At 42.3% G+C, this 24,581-nt stretch carries 22 protein-coding genes; 12 read left to right on the top strand and 10 right to left on the bottom strand.

From position 1 onward, the window contains the following. Position 1: 1 nt before the first annotated feature. Genes BN3283_RS09540 through BN3283_RS09530 form a run of 3 tightly spaced genes read left to right on the top strand, consistent with a single transcriptional unit; the run spans position 2 to position 3,543 of the window. Entirely contained in the window at positions 2 to 1,456 is a 1,455-nt protein-coding gene (locus BN3283_RS09540; protein WP_059026505.1) for a RagB/SusD family nutrient uptake outer membrane protein, read from the top strand. A gap of 12 nt (positions 1,457 to 1,468) precedes the next feature. Next, positions 1,469 to 2,161 carry a DUF4843 domain-containing protein gene (locus BN3283_RS09535; protein ID WP_059026504.1) on the top strand — a complete coding sequence of 231 codons (693 nt, stop codon included), beginning with the start codon at positions 1,469 to 1,471 and terminating at the stop codon, positions 2,159 to 2,161. A 26-nt stretch (positions 2,162 to 2,187) separates the two neighbouring features. Further along, complete coding sequence (locus BN3283_RS09530) at positions 2,188 to 3,543, top strand: hypothetical protein (RefSeq protein WP_059026503.1); 1,356 nt, start codon at positions 2,188 to 2,190, stop codon at positions 3,541 to 3,543. 91 nt (positions 3,544 to 3,634) lie between these two features. Here the strand turns inward: BN3283_RS09530 and BN3283_RS09525 are convergent, their stop codons facing one another. The 5 genes from BN3283_RS09525 to BN3283_RS09505 form a co-directional block, all read right to left on the bottom strand. After that, positions 3,635 to 4,186: a 2-oxoacid:ferredoxin oxidoreductase subunit gamma family protein gene (locus BN3283_RS09525; RefSeq protein WP_041504130.1), complete on the bottom strand. Its 552-nt coding sequence runs from the start codon at positions 4,184 to 4,186 to the stop codon at positions 3,635 to 3,637. A gap of 82 nt (positions 4,187 to 4,268) precedes the next feature. Beyond that, entirely contained in the window at positions 4,269 to 5,036 is a 768-nt protein-coding gene (locus tag BN3283_RS09520; RefSeq protein WP_041504131.1) for a thiamine pyrophosphate-dependent enzyme, read from the bottom strand. A gap of 3 nt (positions 5,037 to 5,039) precedes the next feature. Further along, the gene (locus tag BN3283_RS09515; protein WP_041504132.1) at positions 5,040 to 6,125 is read right to left on the bottom strand and encodes a 3-methyl-2-oxobutanoate dehydrogenase subunit VorB; all 1,086 of its coding nucleotides are present in this window, start codon (positions 6,123 to 6,125) and stop codon (positions 5,040 to 5,042) included. 19 nt (positions 6,126 to 6,144) lie between these two features. Next, complete coding sequence (locus BN3283_RS09510; RefSeq protein ID WP_041504133.1) at positions 6,145 to 6,372, bottom strand: 4Fe-4S binding protein; 228 nt, start codon at positions 6,370 to 6,372, stop codon at positions 6,145 to 6,147. A 172-nt stretch (positions 6,373 to 6,544) separates the two neighbouring features. Continuing rightward, positions 6,545 to 7,864 (bottom strand): aminotransferase class I/II-fold pyridoxal phosphate-dependent enzyme, encoded by a 1,320-nt coding sequence (locus BN3283_RS09505; protein WP_059026502.1) that lies wholly within the window; start codon positions 7,862 to 7,864, stop codon positions 6,545 to 6,547. Between the two features lie 253 nt (positions 7,865 to 8,117). On the opposite strand from BN3283_RS09505, the gene BN3283_RS09500 reads away from it, so the two are divergent. The 9 genes from BN3283_RS09500 to BN3283_RS09455 all read left to right on the top strand — a co-directional run bounded on the left by BN3283_RS09500 (position 8,118) and on the right by BN3283_RS09455 (position 19,768). Next, positions 8,118 to 9,335: an ABC transporter permease gene (locus BN3283_RS09500; RefSeq protein ID WP_059026501.1), complete on the top strand. Its 1,218-nt coding sequence runs from the start codon at positions 8,118 to 8,120 to the stop codon at positions 9,333 to 9,335. Further along, positions 9,332 to 10,096: an energy transducer TonB gene (locus tag BN3283_RS09495; RefSeq protein ID WP_041504136.1), complete on the top strand. Its 765-nt coding sequence runs from the start codon at positions 9,332 to 9,334 to the stop codon at positions 10,094 to 10,096. Before BN3283_RS09500 ends, BN3283_RS09495 begins: the two co-directional genes overlap by 4 nt. Positions 10,097 to 10,160: 64 nt before the next feature. Continuing rightward, positions 10,161 to 10,841 (top strand): ComF family protein, encoded by a 681-nt coding sequence (locus tag BN3283_RS09490; protein WP_059026500.1) that lies wholly within the window; start codon positions 10,161 to 10,163, stop codon positions 10,839 to 10,841. Positions 10,842 to 11,129: 288 nt separating this feature from the next. Then, positions 11,130 to 11,534 carry an MSCRAMM family protein gene (locus BN3283_RS09480; protein WP_286137628.1) on the top strand — a complete coding sequence of 135 codons (405 nt, stop codon included), beginning with the start codon at positions 11,130 to 11,132 and terminating at the stop codon, positions 11,532 to 11,534. Between the two features lie 182 nt (positions 11,535 to 11,716). Continuing rightward, complete coding sequence (locus BN3283_RS09475; RefSeq protein WP_041504140.1) at positions 11,717 to 13,642, top strand: Ig-like domain-containing protein; 1,926 nt, start codon at positions 11,717 to 11,719, stop codon at positions 13,640 to 13,642. Beyond that, complete coding sequence (locus tag BN3283_RS09470) at positions 13,643 to 14,404, top strand: DUF3108 domain-containing protein (RefSeq protein WP_041504141.1); 762 nt, start codon at positions 13,643 to 13,645, stop codon at positions 14,402 to 14,404. It abuts the gene before it with no gap. Between the two features lie 46 nt (positions 14,405 to 14,450). Continuing rightward, complete coding sequence (locus BN3283_RS09465; RefSeq protein ID WP_059026497.1) at positions 14,451 to 15,452, top strand: DUF4837 family protein; 1,002 nt, start codon at positions 14,451 to 14,453, stop codon at positions 15,450 to 15,452. A 19-nt stretch (positions 15,453 to 15,471) separates the two neighbouring features. Beyond that, complete coding sequence (locus BN3283_RS09460) at positions 15,472 to 16,614, top strand: exo-beta-N-acetylmuramidase NamZ family protein (RefSeq protein ID WP_235375098.1); 1,143 nt, start codon at positions 15,472 to 15,474, stop codon at positions 16,612 to 16,614. Positions 16,615 to 16,660: 46 nt separating this feature from the next. Beyond that, entirely contained in the window at positions 16,661 to 19,768 is a 3,108-nt protein-coding gene (locus BN3283_RS09455; protein WP_059026496.1) for an AsmA family protein, read from the top strand. A gap of 7 nt (positions 19,769 to 19,775) precedes the next feature. Here BN3283_RS09455 and BN3283_RS09450 read toward each other — a convergent pair whose 3' ends face one another. The 5 genes from BN3283_RS09450 to BN3283_RS09430 form a co-directional block, all read right to left on the bottom strand. Next, positions 19,776 to 20,618: a hypothetical protein gene (locus BN3283_RS09450; protein WP_059026495.1), complete on the bottom strand. Its 843-nt coding sequence runs from the start codon at positions 20,616 to 20,618 to the stop codon at positions 19,776 to 19,778. Beyond that, positions 20,608 to 21,342, bottom strand: a complete 735-nt coding sequence (locus tag BN3283_RS09445) for a hypothetical protein (RefSeq protein WP_059026494.1) — start codon at positions 21,340 to 21,342, stop codon at positions 20,608 to 20,610. The genes BN3283_RS09450 and BN3283_RS09445 overlap by 11 nt, the downstream gene beginning before the upstream one ends. A gap of 45 nt (positions 21,343 to 21,387) precedes the next feature. Continuing rightward, positions 21,388 to 22,566, bottom strand: a complete 1,179-nt coding sequence (locus tag BN3283_RS09440) for an AIR synthase related protein (protein ID WP_059026493.1) — start codon at positions 22,564 to 22,566, stop codon at positions 21,388 to 21,390. Between the two features lie 171 nt (positions 22,567 to 22,737). After that, positions 22,738 to 23,451: a LytR/AlgR family response regulator transcription factor gene (locus tag BN3283_RS09435; RefSeq protein ID WP_059026492.1), complete on the bottom strand. Its 714-nt coding sequence runs from the start codon at positions 23,449 to 23,451 to the stop codon at positions 22,738 to 22,740. A 12-nt stretch (positions 23,452 to 23,463) separates the two neighbouring features. Next, positions 23,464 to 24,549, bottom strand: a complete 1,086-nt coding sequence (locus BN3283_RS09430; protein WP_235375099.1) for a sensor histidine kinase — start codon at positions 24,547 to 24,549, stop codon at positions 23,464 to 23,466. Positions 24,550 to 24,581: the final 32 nt, after the last annotated feature.

The following is a 24,581-nucleotide window of genomic DNA, read 5'->3' as shown; positions in this document are numbered from 1 at the left end:
TATGAAAGAAGGAATATGCAATATCATATGGGTAATATGCTGTGCCGTAATGTTGTTAAGCGGATGCGACAGCTTTTTAGATGTACAACCCAAAGGTATAGTGGAACAGAAAAAACAGTTTGAAGATATTCAGGGATATCGGGATGCCATGTATGGTATTTATGCTTCTATGGCTAAACCGGAATTGTACGGGAAGGCGATGAGTTACGGTTTTATGGATCAGATCGGGCAGCTTTTTTACGCCAAATATCTCGGTTCTTATCAGGATGTCGAGGCTGCTTCGAAGTTTGATTATAAAAGTCAGTTTATAGAGGGAACCATCCGGAATATCTGGGAAAAGGCTTACGAGGTAATTTCCTATGTAAATAATGTTATTGAAAACGTGGAGAAAGAAGATATCACTAAAGACGGAGATTATGTTCTGATAAAGGGAGAAGCCTATGCTTTGCGCGCTTTTCTGCATTTCGATATCATGCGATTATTCAGCGATAATATTTTGCGTCATCCCGATGCGGGAGGTATTCCCTATGCTGCAATTTTCGGATTGGAAAATAAACCTGTTTATTCGTTGAAGAAGTGTTATGACCTTGTCCTGAGTGATTTGCAAAAAGCCCAGGAGGCATTGGTCGGCGATAATACCATCCGGAATAGCAAGGCGAATTCTGTTTATCAACAGAATCGTCGTTCCCATTGTAATCAATATGCGGTTTGGGGATTGAAAGCCCGGGTTTTTCATTACAAAGGCGATTTGGACAGTGCGGCGTTTTATGCCGAAAAGGTAATCGGGGCTCGGACAGAATTGGCTTTAACGGATGCAGCTCAATACGAGGGTGTAAAACGGTATGATAAAGATAATAAAGAACTGATGTGGGGGTTATATACTTCCCGATTGTATCAGATCTACTATGATCTTTTTTTGCAGAGCGATCTGGGGCAAGGAAGTGTTTTGTGGGTAAAAGCAGGTGTTTATGATTTTTATGAGATCGGATCCGTTTCCGCGGATAATAAGGATAAACGTTTTAATGCTTTTTTCACTTCGGATAAAGGATTTTCGAACGAGTATGTTTTTACGAGGTTATTAAATAAAGAAGAGAAAGCTTATTACTTTACGGGTATATCTTTATTACGTTTACCCGAGATGTATTATATTTTGGCTGAAGCGACTTATGCTAAAGATAAAGATAAGGCATTGGAATATTTGAATGCGGTTCGAAGGACCCGAGGATTGAAAGATATGATTTTGTCTCAGGTACCTTCGTTCAAAGAGTTCCGGACTGCCCTCGTAAAGGAGAGATGTAAGGAATTCTGGGGAGAAGGTCAGGTATTTTTCTTTTATAAACGAGAGCATATGCCTTTTATGAATGCGACCAACGCGTTTGAGATAGAACCTTCTTCTGCTATTTTTAATTTGCCTTGGCCGAAGAACGAACAGGAATACGGGACTAAAAATCAATAATACGGATAAGCGATGAAAACAATATTATGTATTTTGGGGATTGCATTGGGCCTGATCGTCGTCGGATGCAATGAAAACGGAGATAGCGGTTTTTACGATAACGTGTACCGTGTTTATTTTCCGAAAGACAGTATACGCTATAATTTTGGAGATAAGCCCGTGGAGCTGACCTCCTATACGGTAAACGTTCCCGTGGAGGTATTGGGATTACCCGCGGATAAAGAGATGAGTATAAAGGTTTCGGTTGACGGAAAGGCGACGACCGCTCCCGAAGGGGCGTATGTTGCTGTTCCCACGGAGATCCTGATAAAAAAAGATTCTGTATTGGCTTATATACCGGTGGAGTTGATACGGGCTGATATTCCTTCGGAGAAAGATACTACTTTTCATATTGTGTTAAGATTGGAGCCTAACGATAATTTCGAATTAGGAGTAAAAGAAAGTTTACAAAGTGTGGTCGTGTTCAGCAATTTTCTGGCAAAACCGGATTGGTGGATCGGATTGCAGGACTATTGTCTGGGTATTTTCCAAAAAGAAAAATACCAGAAGATGATTGAATTGTGGGGAGGTCCGATTACGTTGGATGACTTTTTTTTCCGAAGTGCAAAAATCATAAGTGTAGCCCAAGAGATGTATTATTATTTCCAGGAGCATCCCGAATACGGTATGGTATTTCCTCCTGAAATAGTTTGGCCTTACGAATAGTAATTACCTGTTAAAATAGATGACTTATGAAGAAATTTATATATATCATATTGGGTGTGTTTGCAATGGTTTCTTGTATACATGACGAATCGAATTTGGGAGAAGAGCCCATTTCCCGCTTGTCTTTTGTGAAAACATTGCCGAAAGAGTATCCTGTTGAAAAAATGAGCCGGTTTGTGCTGGAAGCCCCTGAAGTAAAGCAGGAGAATCAGGAGAAGCCTTTGTCCTATGAGTGGCAGATTGATTACGAAATCGTCTCCACGGAAAAGACGTTGTCGTATGATTGTAATGTTGCCGGAGAGTTTCCGTGTCGTTTGAAAATTTATAACGAAGACGGAGCTGTTTTTTACGAATTCGTGTTAAAAGTTCCTTATCCTTACGAGGAGGGAATCGCTCTTTTAAGTGCATATGGAGGAGAATCGATGGTTTCTTTCCGTAACGTAATGCAAGAGGGTGAGGTTTTTCAAAAGCATGTCTATCGTTTGAACAGTCCGAATGTCTCTTTGGGGAAAGAACCGAAGTCTATCCTCTATAATGCCAATTATGCGTCCGTTTATATCGCTGCCGAGAATCCGGTGAAAGTGGTAAGAGTGGATGCCAAAACGATGGAGGTTCAGAATGTTTTAAAATATCCGGAACCCCGGTTGGATCGGATGATTGAACGCGGTAAATACGGAATCTTTTTTGTAGGAGGAGGCCGTTTTCTGAATATGGATTGTAAAACGGAAAATTATATCAATACTTTTCAACAGGCGTTGACGGGTAAGTGGGGATCAATGCCTGATGCCTATGTGGATGACCATATTATCTATTACGAGGGAACTTGGTCCTCCAAAACGGTTATTTTCGATAGGACCAGTAAATTGTTTCTCGTCGAGGGATATATGGGACCTGAGCGGGTTTATGAGGATATCTTATGTGATGTTTTATTGGCTGCATTACCGGCACAAAATTCTAAAAACTACGTTCTTGTTTTTAAAGATAATGCGGGGCAGATAAAGGTTGCTCACGTCGGAGTGGATAATGTTCAGGTTTTGTCCCAGTATTCCGATACGAAAGGGAGCATAACGGAGAGTAGTTGTTTCCTAACCAGTAAAAAGGAGACTCTGCTTTATTATTCCAAAGGAAATGAAATATATCGTTATGACTATCAATCGGCAGGGAATTTTCCGGTAAGTTCGGACTATACCGTGGGAGAAACCGGGGATGTGATTAAAGAGATGGTATTCGATCCCGAGGAAGAGAAACTTTATGTGGCATTGGATGCCGCTTCGGGAGATTACAAAGGATGTGTTTATTGTTACGACTTGAATACCAAGGCGCTTCTCTGGCATGAAAGAGGGGTCGCGGGAGAGGTTGTCCGGATGATTTACAAAAAGTAAGTTGAAAACGGTAAGGAAGGTTTGCCGATAAAGCATTTCTTCGATGGTTTCAAATGATTGAAAAACCTCGCCGACCGGCGAGGTTTTTTATTTACAGTTGATTTACGACTTCAACGTGTTGCATTCCCGTTTGGATAGCCTCGATATTCATCGGGATCATCTTGTGATGACGGGGAGGAAGCGATTTTTGTAACCCTTTTTCAACATTGTCTAACTTCACGATGGGTTTTACTTTTAAGAAACCGCCTAAGACGATCATGTTGAAGATTTTCGGATTACCGGCTTCAACGGCAAGAGCAGTACCTTCGATTTTGTAGATGTTGATGTCTTTTCTTGTCGGTTCGTGAGTAATTCCGTTCGGGTCATAAATCAGGGTTCCGCCGGGTTTTACCATCGCCTCGAACTTATCCATGGATTGTTGGTTAAGAACGATGGCGGTATCGTATTTGGTCAAGATCGGAGAACTGATGCGCTCGTCGCTCAGGATCACGGTCACGTTGGCGGTACCTCCGCGCATTTCCGGACCATAAGAAGGCATCCAGGCAACTTCCTGATCTTGCATAATTCCGGAGTAAGCTAAAATCTTTCCCATGGAAAGAACTCCCTGACCTCCGAATCCTGCTATAATAATTTCTTCTGTCATAGTTTTAAAATTTACGATTTGCGATTTATGATTTGCGATTCAGACAAGTAATCTACAACCGTCAATCTAAAATCTACAATTATTAAATGTCTTTCATGTCTCCTAACGGATATTTGGGGAACATGTTCTCCACCATCCATTTGTTAGCCTGAATCGGATCCATCTTCCAACCGGAGTTACAAGTACTTACTACTTCCACGAAAGAAGTTCCTTTGTCCTTCTTCGTGTTTTCGAAGGCTTTTCGGATGGCAGCTTTTGCTTTTCTAACAGCAGCAGGAGTATGAACAGCCTGACGAGTTACATAGCAGGTTCCGTCTAATTGAGCGATCAATTCGGTAATTTTCAAGGGGAAACCGTTCAATTTGGCATCGCGTCCGTAAGGAGTGGTAGCGGTTACCTGACCCAATAGCGTCGTGGGAGCCATTTGTCCTCCGGTCATACCGTAAATGGCATTGTTGATAAAGATAACGACGATATTTTCTCCCCGGTTACAAGCGTGCATAATTTCACCGCAACCGATGGAAGCCAAGTCTCCGTCTCCCTGATAGGTGAACACGTATTTTTCAGGGTGAACGCGGCTGATCCCGGTAGCAACAGCCGGAGCGCGTCCGTGAGCAGCTTCAGCCCAATCGATATCCAAATAGTTGTACGCGAGTACCGAACAGCCTACCGGGGACACACCGATGGTTTTGTCCTGAATACCCATTTCCTCGATTACCTCCGCAACAAGCTTATGAACTACCCCGTGTAAACAACCCGGGCAGTAGTGCATAATGTTATCGGTAAGTACAGGAGTCTTCTTGTAAACAAGATTCTCTTCCTTAATTATATCTTTTAATTCTATTGACATGGCTTATGCTCCTATAATTTGTTTTTCAAGTGCTTCAACGATCTCTTCAGGTGTCGGGATCACTCCACCGAAACGGCCGAAGTGTTCAACCGGGATTAATCCGTTCACGGCCAAACGAACGTCTTCTACCATTTGTCCGGCGCTCATCTCGACCGTAAGAATTCCTTTCACTTGTTTTGCCAGTCTGGCAATCTCTTTCGTCGGGAAAGGATACAGGGTGATCGGGCGTAGAATACCTACTTTAATACCTTTGGCTCTGGCCAATTGAACGGCCTTCTGACAGATACGGGAACTGGAACCGTAGGCCACGAACAGATATTCTGCATCTTCGGTGCTGATCTCTTCGAAACGTACCTCGTTTTCTTCCATCTCTCTGTATTTAGCCTGGAGTTTGTGGTTGAATACCTCTTGTTTGTAAGAATCCAGCTCCAAAGAAGTGATGATGTTATGCTTGCGATTCGGTTTTTTACCGGTCAAAGCCCATCCTTCAGACATTTTGGAAATTTCTTCTTCGGTCCAACGGGGTTTATATTCGCTTAATTCGACTTTTTCCATCATCTGACCGATAACACCGTCAGCAAGGATCATGGCCGGGTTGCGATATTTGAATGCCAAGTCAAAGCCGAGTCCTACGAAATCGTTCATCTCCTGTACGGATGCCGGAGCCAATACGATGAGACGATAGTCTCCGTGTCCACCGCCCTTGGTTGCTTGGAAATAGTCACTTTGTGCTGGTTGGATGGTTCCCAATCCTGGGCCTCCGCGTACAACATCCACAAGAAGGCAAGGAATTTCAGCTCCTGCCAGATAGGTTACACCTTCTTGCATTAACGATACTCCGGGGCTGGATGATGAAGTCATCGCTTTTTTACCGCACGCTGCGGCTCCGTATACCATGTTGATAGAGGCCAATTCACTTTCGGCCTGCAATACGACCATTCCTGTCTCCTCCCATGGTTTTCTTAACATGAGAGTCTCCATGACTTCGGATTGCGGGGTAATAGGGTATCCATAATAAGCGTCACATCCGCAACGAATGGCTGCTTCGGCTATTACCTCATTACCTTTCATTAATTTTACTTCTGCCATTTTCGGTAGTTTTTATTCTTTATTGTACATTCATTTTGTAAACGGTGATTACTGCATCAGGACATACCATACCACAACTGGCACAACCGATACATGCTTCCGGGTTTACCATCTCAGAGTAATGGTATCCTTTACCATTCACTTCTTTGGCAAGTCCAAGTGTCTTCGTGGGGCACGCCTCCACGCATAGGCCACATCCCTTGCATTTTTCTGTATCTACGACTACAGCGCCTCTAAATTTTGCCATAACTGAATAGATTATGATTTATAAATTATTTCGGTGTTTATCTTTGATTTTGTAACAAATTTTCGGGTATAAAATTAAAAACTAAAATCGAATAGTAAAAATAGTTTGCCATAAATTTAACTTTGTTTTGAGTTTATTTAATGAATGTCTTTTATACCTGATTCTCTGGGGGCTATTTTATCGCGTGATCGGCTTGAAAAGCCTTTAAACGTTCTTCCAATGCCAGCATTCTGTCCAAAGCTGTTTGAGAAACACATGCTCTTAGTCCTTGTTTTTTTGAACCCGTGTCTCTTAAAGGAATAGCCGATATCCCGTAGTACAGAATCTCTTTGGTTAATTCGGCTCCGGTCATCCCCGGATAGATGATGGTGAAATAGAAGCCGTCGGCGATAGGTTGATCAATATCTTTGTCATAAACGATTTCGAATCCGTATCGGGTGAAGAGGGTTTTCATGGCATGCGCCCGCTCCGCGTATTCGCGAACCCCGTCCAAGATATTTATTCGGCCTTCATTGGCGGCTTTTAGGATGGCACTCATGGCGTATTGACAGGAGTGCGTCGTCCCGGAAGAGAGGGTATAGATAATCCGGTTGACAAGAGTATAACCTAACGTTCCCAGACCTCCGAAACGCTGTTGTAAGTTTTCGAATTTACGATTGTAAAGTGCATTGGATATACACATGATTCCCAAACGTTGTCCGGCGTAACTGAATAACTTCGAGCCTGAGATCATGACGATATAGTTCGAGGTATATTTCGCGACGGTAGCCTGGAACGGCGGAACGCCCGGTTTGGAAAGATCCTTGCGGAAGTCCATGGCAAAATAGGCTAAATCTTCCAAAACGATTACATCGTATTTATCGGCTAATTGTCCGATGATCTGCAACTCTTTTTCCGTAAAACAGATCCAGGCGGGATTGTTCGGGTTGCTGTATAGGATGGCTGCGATATTGCCTTTTGAAAGATGTTCCTCTAATTTATCCCGTAATTTATCCCCTCTGTAATTATAGACATCAAACGATTCGAACGGTTTACCGATTACTTGCATCTGCGTTTTCTGAACAGGAAATCCCGGATCGATAAATAATACGGTATCTTTGCCTTTTTGGCATTCGGTCACCGCCATGAATGACGCGTAGCACGCTTGCATGGATCCTACGGTGGGAACAATACCTTCCGGTTTGATCTCTATATCCATGAAATTTTTCACGAATTTGGAACCCTCTTCTTTGAATTCTTTATGCCCTTCGAGCATGGGATAGAATTGGGCTACACCTTGCCGGAGAGCGTCGATTTCGGCTTGAATGCCGATTGACGAGGGAGGAAGACCCGGTACTCCCATCTCCATGCGAATGAATTTTTCCCCGCTTTCGGCTTCGATCATATTTACTACTTTTACGATATCCCGGATCGTTGCGTCTTCCATGTCCCGGATTCCGCAGAGCTCCAGTTTCTGGTCGACAATTTTCGTGTCTATTAGATTGTTCTGCATACGATATTCGATATTTATCTGGATTTTATTTTCATCTTTTCGCGTAGGTGCAAGTTTAATAAAAATTTATCAGGATAACTCTCGAAATCGTTTTAAATTTGAAGTGAGAATGACTAAAATAATTTGATTTTAAATTATAGATTCTGTTAAGGTGTCGACGCGACAAATAGGAGGATGTTCGGGGAAAGCTTCTCTTTCTTTTGTAGGCCGTGGAAATTTGTTTACTTTTGTCTGAACGTTAAAACGATATTTCGTGAATATAGAGTGGTTTATTGCACGCAGGTTATTAAAAGGAGACGCGGAGAAATCCGTGTCCGTTCCCATCGTTAAGATCGCGATCGGCGGGATTGCCTTGGGGTTGTGCGTGATGTTGCTTTCTGTATTTATCATCATCGGCTTCAAGCATGAAATAACGTGGAAGTTATCCGGTTTTACGTCGCATTTGAATATCGTGCCTTATGAAACGTCGGACGGGGCTATCTTGCGGGTTGATTCCCTGATGGCAAGATTGAAGCGGATGGACGGGGTAAAAGAGGTGTACGGTTATATCGAGAAACCCGCGATATTGAAAAGCAAATCGGAAATTCACGGAGTGGTCTTGAAAGGTGTGGATTCTACCTACGACCAAAGTTTTTTTCAACGGAATTTGAAAGTGGGTAAAATGCCTGATTTTTCAACGCCTAAGGCTTCTGAGGAAATATTGATCTCGGCTTTCGTTGCGGATTATTTGAACGTGAGTGCCGGGGATAAGATTATCGCTCATTTTGTGCAGGAACCTCCTCGCGCCAGGGCTTTTAGGGTGTCGGGAATTTATGATACCGGGTTTAAGGAATACGACGACGTATCGGTATTGGCGGATCGGAGGCATCTTGCTAAATTGAATGGCTGGGAGCCGGGGCAGTTGGGGGGAGTTGCGGTGGAGTTATTCGATGTGGAGAGGGTTAACGAGTATGGGGACCGGGTGGACGATTTGCTTTATGATATGCACGAGAGTTGTGAGGTGAAAACATTAGGAGATATTGCACCGCAGATATTCGATTGGCTGAGCCTGTTGAATGTGAATGTTTGGGTTATTTTGATTCTGCTCGTGACCGTGGCGGGGTTTAATATGGTATCCGGCTTGTTGATTTTGATTTTGGATAAGACAACCTTAATCGGCATATTGAAAGCTCTCGGTTGTAAAAATATATCCTTGAGGCGTTTATTTTTATACATTTCTGCCGGATTGATCGTGAAAGGTATGATTTGGGGAAATTTGCTGGCTTTTTTATTGGCGGGCATACAATATTATTTTGAAGTGGTGGAATTGGATCCGGTCACGTACTACATGAGTACCGTGCCGATCTATTTTAACGGATGGTATATCCTGTTTTTGAATATAGGTGTAATTGTGGTAACATTGCTTATGTTGGTTGTTCCGACGATGCTGATATCTAAGATTAATCCGATAAAATCAATCCGGTTCGAATGAAAATAGAAAGTTGGGATACATATTTAGGAAAATGGAAAGAGTTTATTTATATCCATAAACACGGTTTAATGGGGACTCTTATTTTCCATTTGTTGCTGGCGATCGGGCTGTTGAGCATGGGAATATCTAAAATGAACGTGCATAAGGAGGTCGAGATTGTACTGGAGATGCCGGAACCGGAAGTCGTTCAACAGATGATAGAAGAGAAAAAAGAGCTCGTTCGTCAACGGGCTAATGATGAAGTGGAGGAGATGTTGCGTTCGATTGCCGTAAACGAGGACGTGAAAAATGAAAAGCGATCCGGTAGCGATCCGGTAGAAAACGTGCAGGAGTATATCAAAGAGATACAGGAGGAGTTGAAAGGAAGCTACGGTAATCGTTATAAGGCTAAAAAAGATAAACATTATAAGACGGATAGCTTGCAACATGCGAAAGACGAACAACAACGAAAATTGGATTCCTTGCAATCGATCGTCTATGTGGGAAAGAGCAGTGTTTCGTATAAGTTGGAAAAACGATATAAAGTTTTCTTACCCATACCCATTTTTAAATGCGAATACGGGGGAAAGGTGGTTGTGGCTATTGTCGTTAACCGAAAGGGTCGCGTGGTGAAGGCGGAAATCATAGACAAGGAGTCTAAACAAGATGATTGCCTGAGGGAAGTTGCCGCGGATGCTGCTTTGCGCTCCCGGTTTAATCAAGATGACAAAGCTCCTGAACATCAGTCGGGAACAATCACGTATAATTTTGTAAAACAATAGTACGGATAAAACCAAGAGGAAACCGGAGGGGAAGATTAAAAATGTGATTTAATAGAATTAAAGTATGACTCTCGTTTCCTATTTTTCAGCTTTCGTGGATCTGTTTTATCCCCGGATGTGCGAAGTTTGTAAAGAGGTGTTGGTTTCAGGGGAAAAACATATTTGCTCCGCGTGTCTGTATGATTTCCCGTACAGTTACGGTTTGCATGACGACCTGTTTCTGCAATTCGATCAGGTATGCCGGATGAAATCGGTCTACTCTTTGTTTTATTATAGCCGATACAGCGACTACCGGAATTTGATTTTTGCCGTAAAATATCGTTCCAAGCGAGAGATCGGGTGTTTTCTGGGAGCCATGTTGGGAGAACGTATCGTCGGAGGGGAGGAGTTCGACGGGATTATTCCTTTACCTCTTCATCCGAAACGGGAAAAGAGGCGAGGTTTTAATCAGGCCAGGGAGATTGCGGTCGGAATTGCGGAGGTGTTACGTGTACCCGTGATGGATCATGTCGTTTCCCGGGTTGTCAATAACCCGTCCCAAACGGGTTTGACGGTTGAGCAACGGGCTGAAAACGTGAAACGGATTTTCCGGTTGAACGAAGTAGACCTGTTGCGCGGGAAGCATATTTTAGTAGTCGATGATGTGATCACGACAGGATCAACCTTAATCTCGTTTCTTAAAGTGTTAAATGAAATCCCCGGTTTGACGGTAAGTGTAGCCTGTCTCGCCGTGGCAAAGGAGTAATTGTGTTAATTTTTTATATTTATTGTTTTGATTTCAGGAATTAATTTTTTATTTTTGAATAGTTGATAAATCGAAGGGGGATAATTTATTGTCTGTGGAGGCAAGTTTTTTATCTCTCCTGATAAATAGGAAGCATGCGGGCGGTGTCCTGATTCGAGAAGGTATACGCGTGTGATGGGAAGGGCGAGACCCGTGCGGATCGTGTTCATTGACGTTTATTTTTATGGGGATGTGATAAAATAGAAATATAATATGGAATCTTATTTTATTAATCTAAATTTTACAGCCATGAGAACGATGATTTTGAAAGCAACTTGTATCTTATTTTTTCTTTCCGTTTTCGGACTTTATACTTTAGCGAATAATACAGTAGAGAAAAAAGGTGTAATCGTGGTGGAGGTGATGGATAGTAATTTGAAATTTCCAATATCTGGAGCGGAAGTGAAGCTCTATGAACATACGGATAAGGGTTGGGTTGAAGTCGGTAAAATGACGACCGGGCGGGGCGGCGATGTTGTGTTCGCTAATTTGAAGGTTGGAGGTAAATACAAGGTGGAAGTCTCTAATGCCGGTTATAATTCGCAGGCTCATGAATTCTCGCGATTAAGTGAAAAGGAGAATGTCTATTTCTTTTTGACAGAAAGAAGTAACGAGTTCTGTTTGGGAAATTTGATTGTTTTATCTATTTTTTAAAGAGACTCGGTGGGGGCATATCGTAAGTAGTACTGGAGGGGGGAAAGGAGCGGGATATCTTCTGTTTTCTTAAATAGAAATACCATGTCGTAAAAAAAGCGATTAATTTTAAGGTTTATAGGAATGGAGGAAAGGTAGTCCGAACTTTTTTATAAATTTGTAGAATTAATTTTAGGAGGATTATGAGTAAGTTTTTTTGGAATGCTTTTTGTATTGCGGCTATTGTCGTATCGTTAATCATATATGCTTGTGCTAACAGGGGTTATCCGGAAGGAGGAATAAAGGATGAAATTCCTCCCAAGGTGATTAAAGAAGAACCTGCCTCTTTTACTGTCGATTTTAAAGCGAAGCGGGTAAGTATTTACTTCGATGAATTTGTACAACTGAAGGAGATCAATAACAAGTTTGTAATGTCTCCCCCTGCCAAAAAGAATCCAAAGGTTAGTTTACGCGGAAAGTATATTGTCGTGGATCTGAGTGCCGACACGCTGAAGCCGAATACTACTTATACATTGGACTTTGCAGATGCCATCGTGGATAATAATGAAGGAAACCCGTTAGGGTATTATCGTTATGTTTTTTCCACGGGTAGTACCATTGATTCTATGGAATTAAGCGGAAAGGTGATCGATGCTCAGACTCAGCTGCCTTTGCTCAATGCCATGGTGTTGTTTTATGAAAACCATGCCGATTCCGCGGCTATATTGGAATTACCCAGTTATTTGGCGCGTACGGATAGTGCCGGAATGTTCCGGGTAACGAATATAAAGGATACCGTGTACCGGGTATTGGCTATCGAGGATGCCAATCGGGATAATAAATTTACGCCGGAGAATGACCGGGTCGCTTTTGTGGATACATTGGTAAGACCCGTGATGAGCCGGGTGATGAGGTGGGATACGATACGGCCCGATACGACCAAAATAGAAGTAAGGCATTCGAGAAAAGGCGAGCTGAGTGTTAAACCGTTGACCAGGGATACGGTCGTGCAACGGGAATACATATTGTATGGCCCTTCTAATTTGTTTATGAGCATGTTCGAGGAGGAACCTACCCAATTGTATTTGGATAACGAACTTCGGGAGGAACGGGAGCGATTGGAGTTTTTGTTTAGTATTCCGGGGGATAATCGGTTAAAAGCTAAATTATTGGGCTTGCATTTGCTGGATGGAGTGGATGAGGATTGGTATATTACGGAACGTTCGGCAGGTAACGATACCTTAAAGTTATGGATAAAGGATTCCTCTGTTTATAAAATCGATTCATTGGTGGTGGAGTTGACCTACATGAGGACGGATTCTTTGCGTCGTATGGCCTGGACAAAAGATACGGTCAAATTGAACTATAAGGATAAGGTATTACCCAAGAAAAAGAAGAAAAAAGACGATGAGGAGGAAGATAAACCGGAGTTGAAATTTATAGAATTTACTTCGAATATAGCTCCGGTCTTCGATTTGAACCGAAATATCGTGTTGGATTTTGATAAGCCGATTCGGCCTTCCGAAATGGATAAAATAAAACTTTTTGAAAAAGTGGATTCGAATTGGGTGGCTATTCCTTTTGAGGTAAGACAGGATAGTTTGAAAATCCGTCGGTTTTATTTGGATCATAAGTGGAAGCCGGAGACGGAATATCAGCTGGCAATCGATTCCATGGCCATGTATAACATGTACGGTTTGTATAACAAAAAATTTGAAAAGACGTTTAAGACAAAAGCAGAAGAGGATTATGGAAAGATCTTTTTGAATGTTACGGGAGTTGAGATGCCTGTCGTTGTACAACTTTATCAAGGAAGCGATAAAGATTTGAAGATATTGCAGGAGAGGCAGGTCTTTAGAGACGGTAGAGTGACGTTCGATTATTTAAACGAGGGAACCTATATGATTCGGGCGATCATGGATAGAAATGGAAATGGAAAATGGGATACCGGAAATTATTTAAAGCGAATTCAGCCTGAGGAGATAAAATATTTCCCCTTGGACTTTAAGATAAAACGGAATTTTGACGTGGAGCAGGAGTTCGATGTAAAGAAGACCTACGTGAGGGAGGACCCGAGCAAGAAGAACAATGAAGATGAAAAAAATAACAAGAGAGGTAGGAACAGATAAATGAAGACAACATTATTGATCGGTGTATTATTCTTTAGTTTGTCTCTTTTTTCACAGGAGAAGGATAAGCCATTGGAAAAACTGACTTATACCGGGTATTATAATTGGGGGTTCGTATGGATTAAGGCCGGTTCTGTCGAGTTTACTCTGACTCCTTCCGATAAGTATCCCAATGCCCAACGACTGTTTGCCGTGGGAAGTTCCAATCCTTCTTGGGATTGGGTTTTCAGATTACGGGATACGTTGGTCTCTTATCACGATAGTCTTACTTTTATGCCCTATGAATTTTCGAGGAAGGCGCATGAAGGAAATTACCATAAAACATTCGATTATGTTTGGAATTATGACAATGATGTTATCTATTCGGAGATAGAACGGATCGGAAAATATGTCCGGAAGGATACGATCCCCTTACAGGAAGGAACCTATGATATGCTTTCCGTAGCTTGGTTGGCCCGTAACTTGGATTTTGCGAAGTATAAAAAAAACGACATGATCCCGATACGTATTTTGATCGATGAAAAAATTTATGAACTTTATGTGCGTTATTTGGGACGGGATAAGGTAAAGACAGGAAAGGGAAAGCGGTCGTGTCATGTTTTTTCTCCTTTGTTGGTGGAAGGAGAAGTATTTAAAGGGGGAGAAAATATGAAAATTTGGGTGAGTGACGATGAGTATCGGGTACCGGTAATGGTAGAGGCGAAGATTTTGGTCGGTTCGGTGAAAGGAATTTTAGATGAAGCGAATAGTGTTTATTGGTAACTGGCGTTTTTTGTTTTGGAAGAATCGGAAATTAACAATTTGACATATGAAGAAATTTATAATTATTCTGGTATCTGTCGTACTTTTTGCAAGTTGTAAAAACGCGATGAAGAACATGTCTCCTGCGGTCTCCGGAAAGGTAAACGAGATCTTGGTAATAGCTGATAAAAACGTTTGGGATGGACAGGTAGGGGATTCCATTCGCGCATGGTTTCAACAGGATCAGGAAGGATTACCGCAAGTAGAACCGCTTTTTGATATGCTGAATTTACCGGAATTGCATTTTGATAAAAATATAAAAGGACATCGTAATATCCTGAAAGTAGAGATTTCTCCTTCTGTTGATTCTGCTTCTATTCAGTATATGAATAGTCCGTGGGCCAAAAGTCAGGTGTATTTTAAGATAAAAGCACCTAATAATAAGGAGTTCATGGAGATATTTGAAGCGAATAAGAGTAGAATGTTAGGCGTATATACGAAGGCGGAAAAGGATCGGCTGGTGTCTATATACAAGCGGACGGCCGATTCCCGTATATTCAATCTTTTTAAAAAGAAGTACGATATTTTATTGTATTGCCCTACCGGATACTATGTCAATAAGGATACTACCGGATTTGTCTGGATATCCAGTGAGACGACCCGGGATAGTAAGGGAATTTGTTTCTTTACCGAGGAGTATAGAGATCAGAATCAGTTCAACGACCGTGTGATTATCGAAACGGTAAATGAAAAATTGAAGCAATTTATACCCGGCCCCCTGAAAGGTTCTTATATGGCAATTGATACGGATATACGTTATACCGCGGTACAGTACGATTATCAGGGGAATTACGCGATAATGATTCGGGGATTGTGGACTGTGGTAAATGATTTTATGGCAGGGCCTTTCGTGTTAAATGTTGTTTTGGACCAGGAGCATAACCGCATTATCTATCTGATGGGATACGTATATTATCCTAATGAGAATAAGCGGAACATGGTTAAACAGGTTGAAGCTATTCTGAATACGATGGAGATTAACTACGAAGAACCGAAAAAAGAGAAATAAGCACATGAAATTCTTGATTATGTTGTTAGTGATAGCATCCGTACCGACGGATGCTATTTGCGTAAATATTCGAAACGGGATAGAGCGGTATGAACTCTATCGTGAAACCTTAGAAGGAAAGCGGGTAGGGATCGTGGCCAATCACACTTCCATGGTAAAAGGACAACATAGTGTTGACTTTTTGCGGGATAAAGGGGTTGAATTGGTACGGATCTTTTCGCCGGAACACGGTTTTCGGGGGGAGGCGGAAGCGGGTCGACTGACGGGGGATTATACGGATGCTAAAAGTCATCTGAAGGTTATATCGTTATATGGTAAAAAGAAAAAACCTACCGCAAAAGATCTGCAAGGAGTAGATTTGATGGTATTTGACATTCAGGACGTGGGTGTCCGTTTTTATACTTATATCTCTACGCTTCATTACGTTATGGAGGCTTGTGCCGAGAATGGAATACCTTTGCTCGTAATGGATCGACCGAACCCGAATGCTTTTTACGTGGATGGCCCGGTATTGCAAGAGTCGTATGCTTCTTTCGTGGGTATGCATCCGGTTCCTGTCGTGTACGGGATGACGATAGGGGAGTATGCGCTTATGATTAATGGGGAGGGGTGGTTGAACGGAAAACGAAATTGTCGGTTGACGGTTGTGCCTTGTGAAAATTGGAACCGGGAAGAGGCGGTGGCTCTATCGCAAAAACCTTCTCCGAATTTGCCGGATTCTGTTTCTGTTATCTTGTATCCTTCGATCTGTTTTTTTGAAGGTACGGTTGTGAATGAGGGCAGGGGAACTCTGACCCCTTTTCAGGTTTTCGGGCATCCGGATTTGAAAAACATGTCATATTCTTATATTCCTCGCTCCATAAAAGGAATGAGTGAATCTCCTAAGTGTGAAGGACAATTGTGTTATGGTATGGATTTGAGAAATGAGTATCGTACTATTTGGAAACAAAAAAAGATAAATTTGGCTTGGTTGTTGTTAGCCTACCGGAATTACGAAGGAGAAGAGTCTTTTTTTACGTCGTTTTTTGATAAATTGGCAGGAAACGATTCGCTCCGAAAAGCGATATTATCGGGAGAGAGCGAAGAGGAGATTCGGGATTCTTGGCAGACGGATTTGCAAGCATTCCGTGAGATACGGGTAAAATATTTACTTTATAGATGATTGAAATAGTTGTAAAGGTCATTGTATATTAAGTTAGTGGAAGGTCATGAAAGAGAAAAAGAGAAAGAGTATCGTATGGCGTTTGGTAAAATGGACGGTTATTACCTTGTTTTCTTTGTTGATTTTAGTAGGTATCGGAGTAGGAATACTTATTCATTTTATTTTCACTCCGCAAAAATTGACTCCTGTTGTCGAGAGGATTGCTAATGACATGTTAAACGCGAAGGTACATTTCGATTCGATCGAACTTACTTTTTTCTCTACGTTTCCCAATTTTGGTTTGGATGTTCGGCATGGAGAGGTGGTGACGAAGGTTTTTCAAGATAGTGTATCGATTTATGTCTCTACTGATTCGTTGATGAGCTTTCAACGTTGTTTGATGACGGTAGATCCTATGGCTTATCTGTCTCGTAAGGATGTTGTGATAAAAGAGCTATTGATCGAGAAACCCCGGATATACGCTTTCGTGAATGAAGAGGGTGTACCCGGTTGGGATGTAATGAAAATAGCGAATACTGATTCTTTACCGGAAGTGACTCCCGATACCTCTTCCGTGAAGACGATAAATTCCATTGATATAAAGAACGTACGTATTAAGGAAGGGGTATTGATATTCGACGATCGGGCGAATCAGCTATACGCGAGGATGGAGAATCTCGGGGTCGGGATAGACGGCGCCTTTGCCCGCCGTAAGTCTCGTCTGGATGTCGAGATACAAATGGAGAACCTTTTGTTCTGGCAACAGGGAGAACTGTTGGTCAAGAACGTTACTTTGGGTCTCAAGAGCGGAATGAGTATTGACAGGGATTCATTGTTGTACACGTTGGATCGGGCTGTTATGGATATCAACGGATTGAAGTTCGGTTTGGGAGGTGAATGCCGGGGAGATTCCGTTACCCGCACGTTAGATGTGGATATGAAATTCGGTATGCAGGTCCCTTCTCTGAAAACGGTACTGGATCTGGTCCCTCCCGCGATCTTAAAGCGGGATAAAAAAGCGGAGGTCGAAGGAAGCGTGTTGTGCAACGGAACGATAAAGGGAATATACGGGAAGGATCGGATTCCTATTATTACGAGCCGTATAAGAATTAATAATGGAGCGGTTCGCTACGAGGGAATGCCTTATGCCTTAGAGAAGTTGGAGTTAGATGTGGAGGGGCAGGTGGATTTGCAACGTCAGCAACCTTCGTATGTCAAATTGAGCCGGCTCTATTTGAAAGGTGCTTCCACTGAAGTGGATTTGAGCGCGGAGATACAGGACTTGATTACGGCGCCCCGGTTGCTGTCGAACATGAATGCCGTGGTTGATTTTACTTCTTTGACTCAGATATTTCCGTTAGAGGAAGGAGTCTCTATGAAAGGAGAATTGAATTCGGTATTGAAGGTGAATATACTGTTATCGGATATAAAATCCGCAAATTACGGAAGAATGGATATTCGGGGAGGATGTCGCTTGAAGGATGTGGTGTTGAAAAGTGAGAGGGATAGTTTTCTGTTCCGTTCGAAATCCATCGGGTTGGGTTTCGGTACGAACATGAAAGACGATACGATATGGCAGGGAAAAAATCTGCTTAACGGTATCTTCGGCTTTGATAGTGTGGACATCAATATGAAAGAGCGGTTGGTGTTTCATATGGATACTTCTTACGTGCACGTGAAAACCTCTCCCTTGCGAGATACGACGGCGGTAGCTTCCATGTCTGCGAACATACGTTTCGGCCGGATCAGACTTACGGTGGATGATACGCTTTCCCTGATGATGGGTAACAGCAAGGCGAAGCTCTCTTTAGGTCCTTCTCCGTCGGATAAAAAGGTTCCTCAGGCAAAGGCGAGTGTGGAGATGGATAGTTTGCGAATTCGGGCGTTAGGCAATCGCTTGAGGATGGAGAAGGCCGGTTTCGATTTGACGAGCGTTATGAATAAAGATGATAAGCGGATCTGGAAGACTTCCGGTATAATCGGCTTTCGAAATTTAGGCGTGTATACGCCCGTTTTTCCGTTACGGATGAGAATGCCCGCTACGAAAATCACTCTGGCTCCCGGTCGTATCGAATTGAATGGAGCCAAATTGAGAATAGGACATTCGGATGTTTTGCTGACAGGAGCCGTCTATAATCTTGCCGATGCTTTTTTGCATAAAGGTGAATTAAAGGCTGAGCTGGCCGTAAGATCAAAAATGATAGACTGTAATCAATTGATGAAAGCGATGGAGGTCGGAGAGGCGAATCGATCTAAAATCTGGGGGATGAACGAGGAAGAGATGAGTGAGGAAGAGTTGGAGGAGTTGGATCTCTCGGCCGACGCTACTTACGTGGCTGATAGTACGATGGCTGTTTTTGTCGTTCCTCCCGGTATCGATTTTAAGTTCGAAACGCGGATCAATAAGGTTTTGTATGGTAAATTGGAGTTGGACAGTATCCATGGAGAGATGATTATGCGCAATCAGTGTATTGAATTGTCCGACCTGAGTTTGCGTTCTATGGCGGCTGATATGAAGACGACGATGTTGTATAAAGCTTCCACTCCGGAACGGGCTTATGCCGGTTTTGATTTGCGGATGGATGATATTCATGTCGCTTCGTTGATTAACTTCATGCCTTCTCTGGATACCTTATTCCCGATGTTGCGATCTTTCGAGGGAATGGTTGATTTTCATATCGCGGCGGAAGCGGATTTGGACTCCACGATGATGATCGATCTGCCTACTTTGCGGGCAGCGGCTTATTTGGATGGAAAAGATTTGGTGTTGTTGGATGGTGAAACTTTTGCCGAAATATCCAAAATGTTGATGTTTAAGAATAAAAATCGGAATATGATCGATAGTGTTTCGGTCGATTTTTTGATTAAGAACGGGGTCATAGAGATATTCCCTTTTATGATAGAGATGGACCGATATAAGGTGGCTGTCGGAGGGGAGCATCATATTGACATGAATTTTAAATATCATGTTTCACTATTGAAATCTCCCATACCTTTCAGGGCGGGGGTCGATATTTCCGGTTCTTTGGAAAAGATGAAGTTCCGGATTACGAAAGCGAAATACAAAGATATTTTTATTCCTTCACGAAGGGCGAAAGTGGACAGTACGCAACTTAACCTGCGTAAACAGATCCGGCAATTGCTACAATCCGTCAAACAGGCGGCTGACGAATAAACAGTTGCTAAGGGAGTCTTTCAATCTTAACATAGGCTCTGTCGTCGAAGGAATTATTCCCTTTTTTCAGTCCTTTGGTGGACTTGAAGAGATGGTAGCATAGCGGATCGTTTTTCAGGATGTATTCCAGGTATGCTTCCGATTCGGATAAGGAGGGAAAGAGTTTGGGGTAGCCGTCTGTGGCCAAAACCAAGTATGGGGAGTTCGAACCGGTCAAAGAGATGTTTTCCACTTGCGTGGGAGCAATAGGAGAACCGTCCAGAACACCATAAGAATACATGCTGTCGGGGAAATGGTTTTGAAACAGGGTTTGCTCTTTTAAATATTCGAGAATCTTTTCGCGTCCTATATCTTTAATCAGGAGCTCTTCCGTACTCATGCCTTGCCTGATACAACTTTCTGTTATGAAAGCTCTTAAGTCGGAAAGGATCGTATCGATGATTTTAGTTTTTCTGAAAAAGGCATTATCAATGATGGCCTGACAATCGCCGACAGACCATACTTCGTTATGGTGATCCGAATAGATAATGAGGGAGGCGTTGAGTTTATCTACCGGATGTTTTTCCATGTGGTCCGTCATGCCGACTCCGGCGTAGAAAGAGTGAAATTGCTTATTGATTTCAGAAATAAAAGAAGGGAGTGTGATATCGTTCGGCATGGAGCGAACGACTTTTTCGATCAATTCTCCGGCAATTACGCCTTGGGTTTTAGAGTCGAAATCGATATCGGATTTACTGGTTGCGCCGTCGATCAAGCATGCGAAATGATCGGTGACGACTATTCTGTCTTCACATTTTGAGATATCCCGTGATTTCCCAAGTATAAATTTTTCGATTACTTTAAAACTCATATTCCTTAATCTTTTTAATACAAACGGGGAATCCGTCCAATACGTCGCATTCGACTAAAAGTACAATGTTTTTTTTGCCTTTCGATATTATTTTTTGTGAGTTGACGTGTATCTCGGTAAAATAATTGGCAGCGGCAATTGTGCCATAGGTATGACATCCCGTGAACAGGCAGAAGGTACTTTTTGAGGCCGGGGAAGAGAACGGATTGATACCCCGGATAACTACCCCGTAGTCTTTGATAACTTTTTGATCTTCTTCTATACCGTTGTATTCCTCTACTCCCTGATCGGTTTTCCAAGAGATCGTATTTTCTGTTTGATAAACGATATCTTTTGCCTCCCGGAACTTATCCAAAAACAGTTTGGAGATGATGTTGTTTTTGGGACCGCCTAAGATAATGATGTCTTTTTCTATTTTCTTTTGAACCTGATCGTCGGAGAAAAGGATATTGTCTATTTTGATGTTATAGGCTTTACTTAAGGATTCGACAGCGTGTCCCAATGCCCTGACTTGTCCGATACCGGTCGCCGGTCTGAGGTATTTTCCCGTGTTCGTTTTGGTGGATGTTGCCGTACAAATAATCAGCTCTTGCGGATGCGAGATCCGCCAGAGTTTTTTAACGGGTCTGACGGTGTTGACCGTACGATATACCCAGGAAGCAAGGCTTCCCAAAAAAACAAATGCAATGCTTGAACCGAAGTTGACCAAAAAATCTTCTATCATTACGCGTCGGTTTTATGATACAAGATCACGTCCTATTCCCCGTGTTTATAAACCATCATAGTAAAATTTTCCGAATTCACTGATAATGGTGAGCTCATTCTTTTCACTGTCGTAGCAACGTCCTACGATTTGTGCGTCGATATTGAAGCTTTGGGAAATAGCGATGATTTCATCCGCGATCTCTTCATTTACATATATTTCCATCCGGTGACCCATGTTGAATACCTTGTACATCTCCTCCCATGGCGTGCCGGATTGTTCCTGTATCAATTTGAATAGAGGCGGAACGGGGAAAAGATGATCTTTTACGATATGCATTTTTTCGACAAAGTTCATCACTTTGGTCTGGGCTCCGCCGGAACAATGCACCATGCCGTGTATCTCTTTCCGGTATTTATCCAATACCTGCTTTATGACCGGAATATAAGTCCGCGTCGGGGATAATACCAGTTTTCCGGCATCTATTCCTAACTCTGCTATTTTATCCGTTAGTTTGCATTTTCCGGCGTATACCAACTCCTCGGGAACGGCATTGTCATAACTTTCCGGGTACTTGATCGCTAAGTATTTGGCAAAAACATCGTGTCGGGCGGAAGTAAGTCCGTTAGATCCCATGCCGCCATTGTACTCGCTTTCGTAAGTCGCTTGGCCGTAAGAGGAGAGGCCTATAATGACATCTCCGGCTTTTATCCGGTCATTCGAAATAACATCTTTCCGCTTCATCCGGCAGGTAACCGTGGAATCCACGATGATAGTCCGTACGAGATCTCCCACATCGGCGGTCTCTCCTCCCGTGGAGTAAATATTTACTCCTAATTTTCGATACTCTTCGATTAATTCTTCCGTTCCGTTGATGATAGCGGCGATGACTTCACCGGGGATCCGGTTTTTATTTCTTCCGATGGTAGAGGATAACAAGATATTGTCCACGGCACCCACGCAGAGAAGATCATCAATATTCATGATTAAAGCATCCTGCGCGATACCTTTCCATACCGAAATATCTCCGGTCTCCTTCCAATAGAGGTAAGCCAAAGAGGATTTCGTACCGGCTCCGTCCGCATGCATGATATTGCAATAGCTTTTTAAACCGCCTAAATAGTCGGGGACAATTTTACAGAATGCCTTTGGAAATAGGCCTTTATCCAAATTTTTGATAGCATTATGAACATCTTCCTTAGAAGCTGAAACTCCCCTCTTATTGTATCTTTCGTCTTTTCTCATAACGGACAGAATCGATAATTTATGATGTTAATGATATTATTATCAGGAAATTAATTCTCCTTACTTGCACGTGCGTACACTCTTTTTGTCTTTTGCAAAGTTAGGATAATTTTCAATAATAATCGAAACTATGTTTAGAATTTACTCGATGGATACTTCCGGGAATTGCTCTTAATTTAAGGCTCTTCGTTCCAATAATTCCGTAAAATGGTCTTTATATGAATCCGATACGGGAATATAGAGTTTACCGAAAACGATCCGATTGCGTTCGATTGTTTTGATCTTGTTTATATTGACGATATAAGAGCGATGTACCCGGATAAAAATATCGGAGGGAAGATATTCTTCGATTGTTTTCATGCTCATCAGGGTAAGAATACCTTTTTCCGAATCGTCGGTTTGTATTTTAATGTAGTCTTTCACTCCCTCGATGTACAAAATGTGTTGTAGTTCTATTTGGATGAGTTTATAGTCGCTTTTTACAAATATACTTTCCGGATTTTTGCGGGGTGCGGATCCTCGAGTCATTTCATACCAGTGCAATGCTTTCGTGGCGGCTTTTAAAAACTCGGCATAATTGAAAGGTTTTAACAGGTAATCCAACGCGTCGACCTTGAAGCCTTCTATGGCATATTGCTCGAAGGCGGTAGTGAAAATGACTTTTGTTTTATTTCCGATAATACGGGAGAGCTCCAGGCCGTTCAAGTCGGGCATCTGTATATCCAAAAAGGCTACTTCTATCGATTCTTTCTCCAGTAGAGAGATGACATCCAAAGCATTATCGTATCGTCCGACAAGGTGCAGGAAAGGGGTTCTCCGGACATAACTTTCCAACAGATCCAAAGCTAAAGGTTCATCGTCTACGATAATACAATTTAATGTCATATCAGTTGAATATTAGAAGTTAATAATGAGTCGGGCCATGAAACGGTCGTCTGCCCTTTCGATTTTTAAAATGTATTTTCCCGGATAGAGTAGTTGCAAACGTCGTTGTAAATTTTGGATTCCGATTCCGGAACCGCTTCTGTCTTCGTCATTTTTAGGAAAATAACTGTTTTCCACGATGCAGCTTACTCTTTGTGACTCCTGCAATTCCATTCGTATACGGATAAAAGAATCTTGAGTATTGCTTATCCCGTGTTTGAAGGCATTCTCGATCAATGTGATAAAAAGTAACGGGGCAATCATGACGCCTTTCCCCTCTTCCGGTATGTTTACTTCCAGCCGGGTGTGTTTGGGGAGGCGCAGGCTCATCAGTTCGATATAGCTTTTCATGAATATGAATTCCCGGTCTATGGAGACGAGATTTTGGTTGTTATCATACAACACGTGACGTAACAATCGGCTCAGATCGTGAACCGCGAGCTGGGCCCGTTCCGGGTCGATGGCAATCAACGAGTAGATGTTATTAAGCGTATTGAATAAAAAATGAGGATTTAATTGACTCTTCAGGTTTTTTAATTCCGCTTCTGCCTTTGCTTTTTCCAACTCTCTTTTTTCACCCTCCGTTTTATACCAGTTACTGGTCATTTTGATGGCCATGCTTAGGGCAACCGTGAGCCCCATTAATAGCATGTCCCGACTTAAAAAGAGGAAACGGGGTGGTTTGGGGAGTACTTTTCGTAAGGCTACCACTTCTTCCGGTTCGGGAGGGCTGATGTAGGTACGGTAAAACTCTTGCCAAAAATGTAAAAGTAGTCCGAGTAGTATGATAACTAACAGGTTGATCACGATAAAACGGAAAATCTTTTTAGGGAAAAGAATATTATCGATAAAGTAGAAATAGTTGGTATAGAAAACGATCATGCAGGATAGCGGTAAAAGAAAATATCCTAAATACCATCTTAACGTGACGATGAACTGATGATCGTTTCTGGTAAAGAATAAGGGAAAAGCGAAGAAGATTCCCCAGCCGATCACGTGAATGGCTGCTAATAAATGCTTCCGGTTACCGATTTTCTGCATATCGTCTTTATTGAACATAAGCAAAGCTACTGATTTTACGCTATATGTTT

Origin of the sequence: Gabonibacter massiliensis (genome assembly GCA_001487125.1) — a bacterium.
Lineage (GTDB): Bacteria > Bacteroidota > Bacteroidia > Bacteroidales > Marinifilaceae > Gabonibacter > Gabonibacter massiliensis.
Note: the sequence above shows the minus strand (reverse complement) of the source record. Positions and strands in the feature narration are given on the sequence as shown.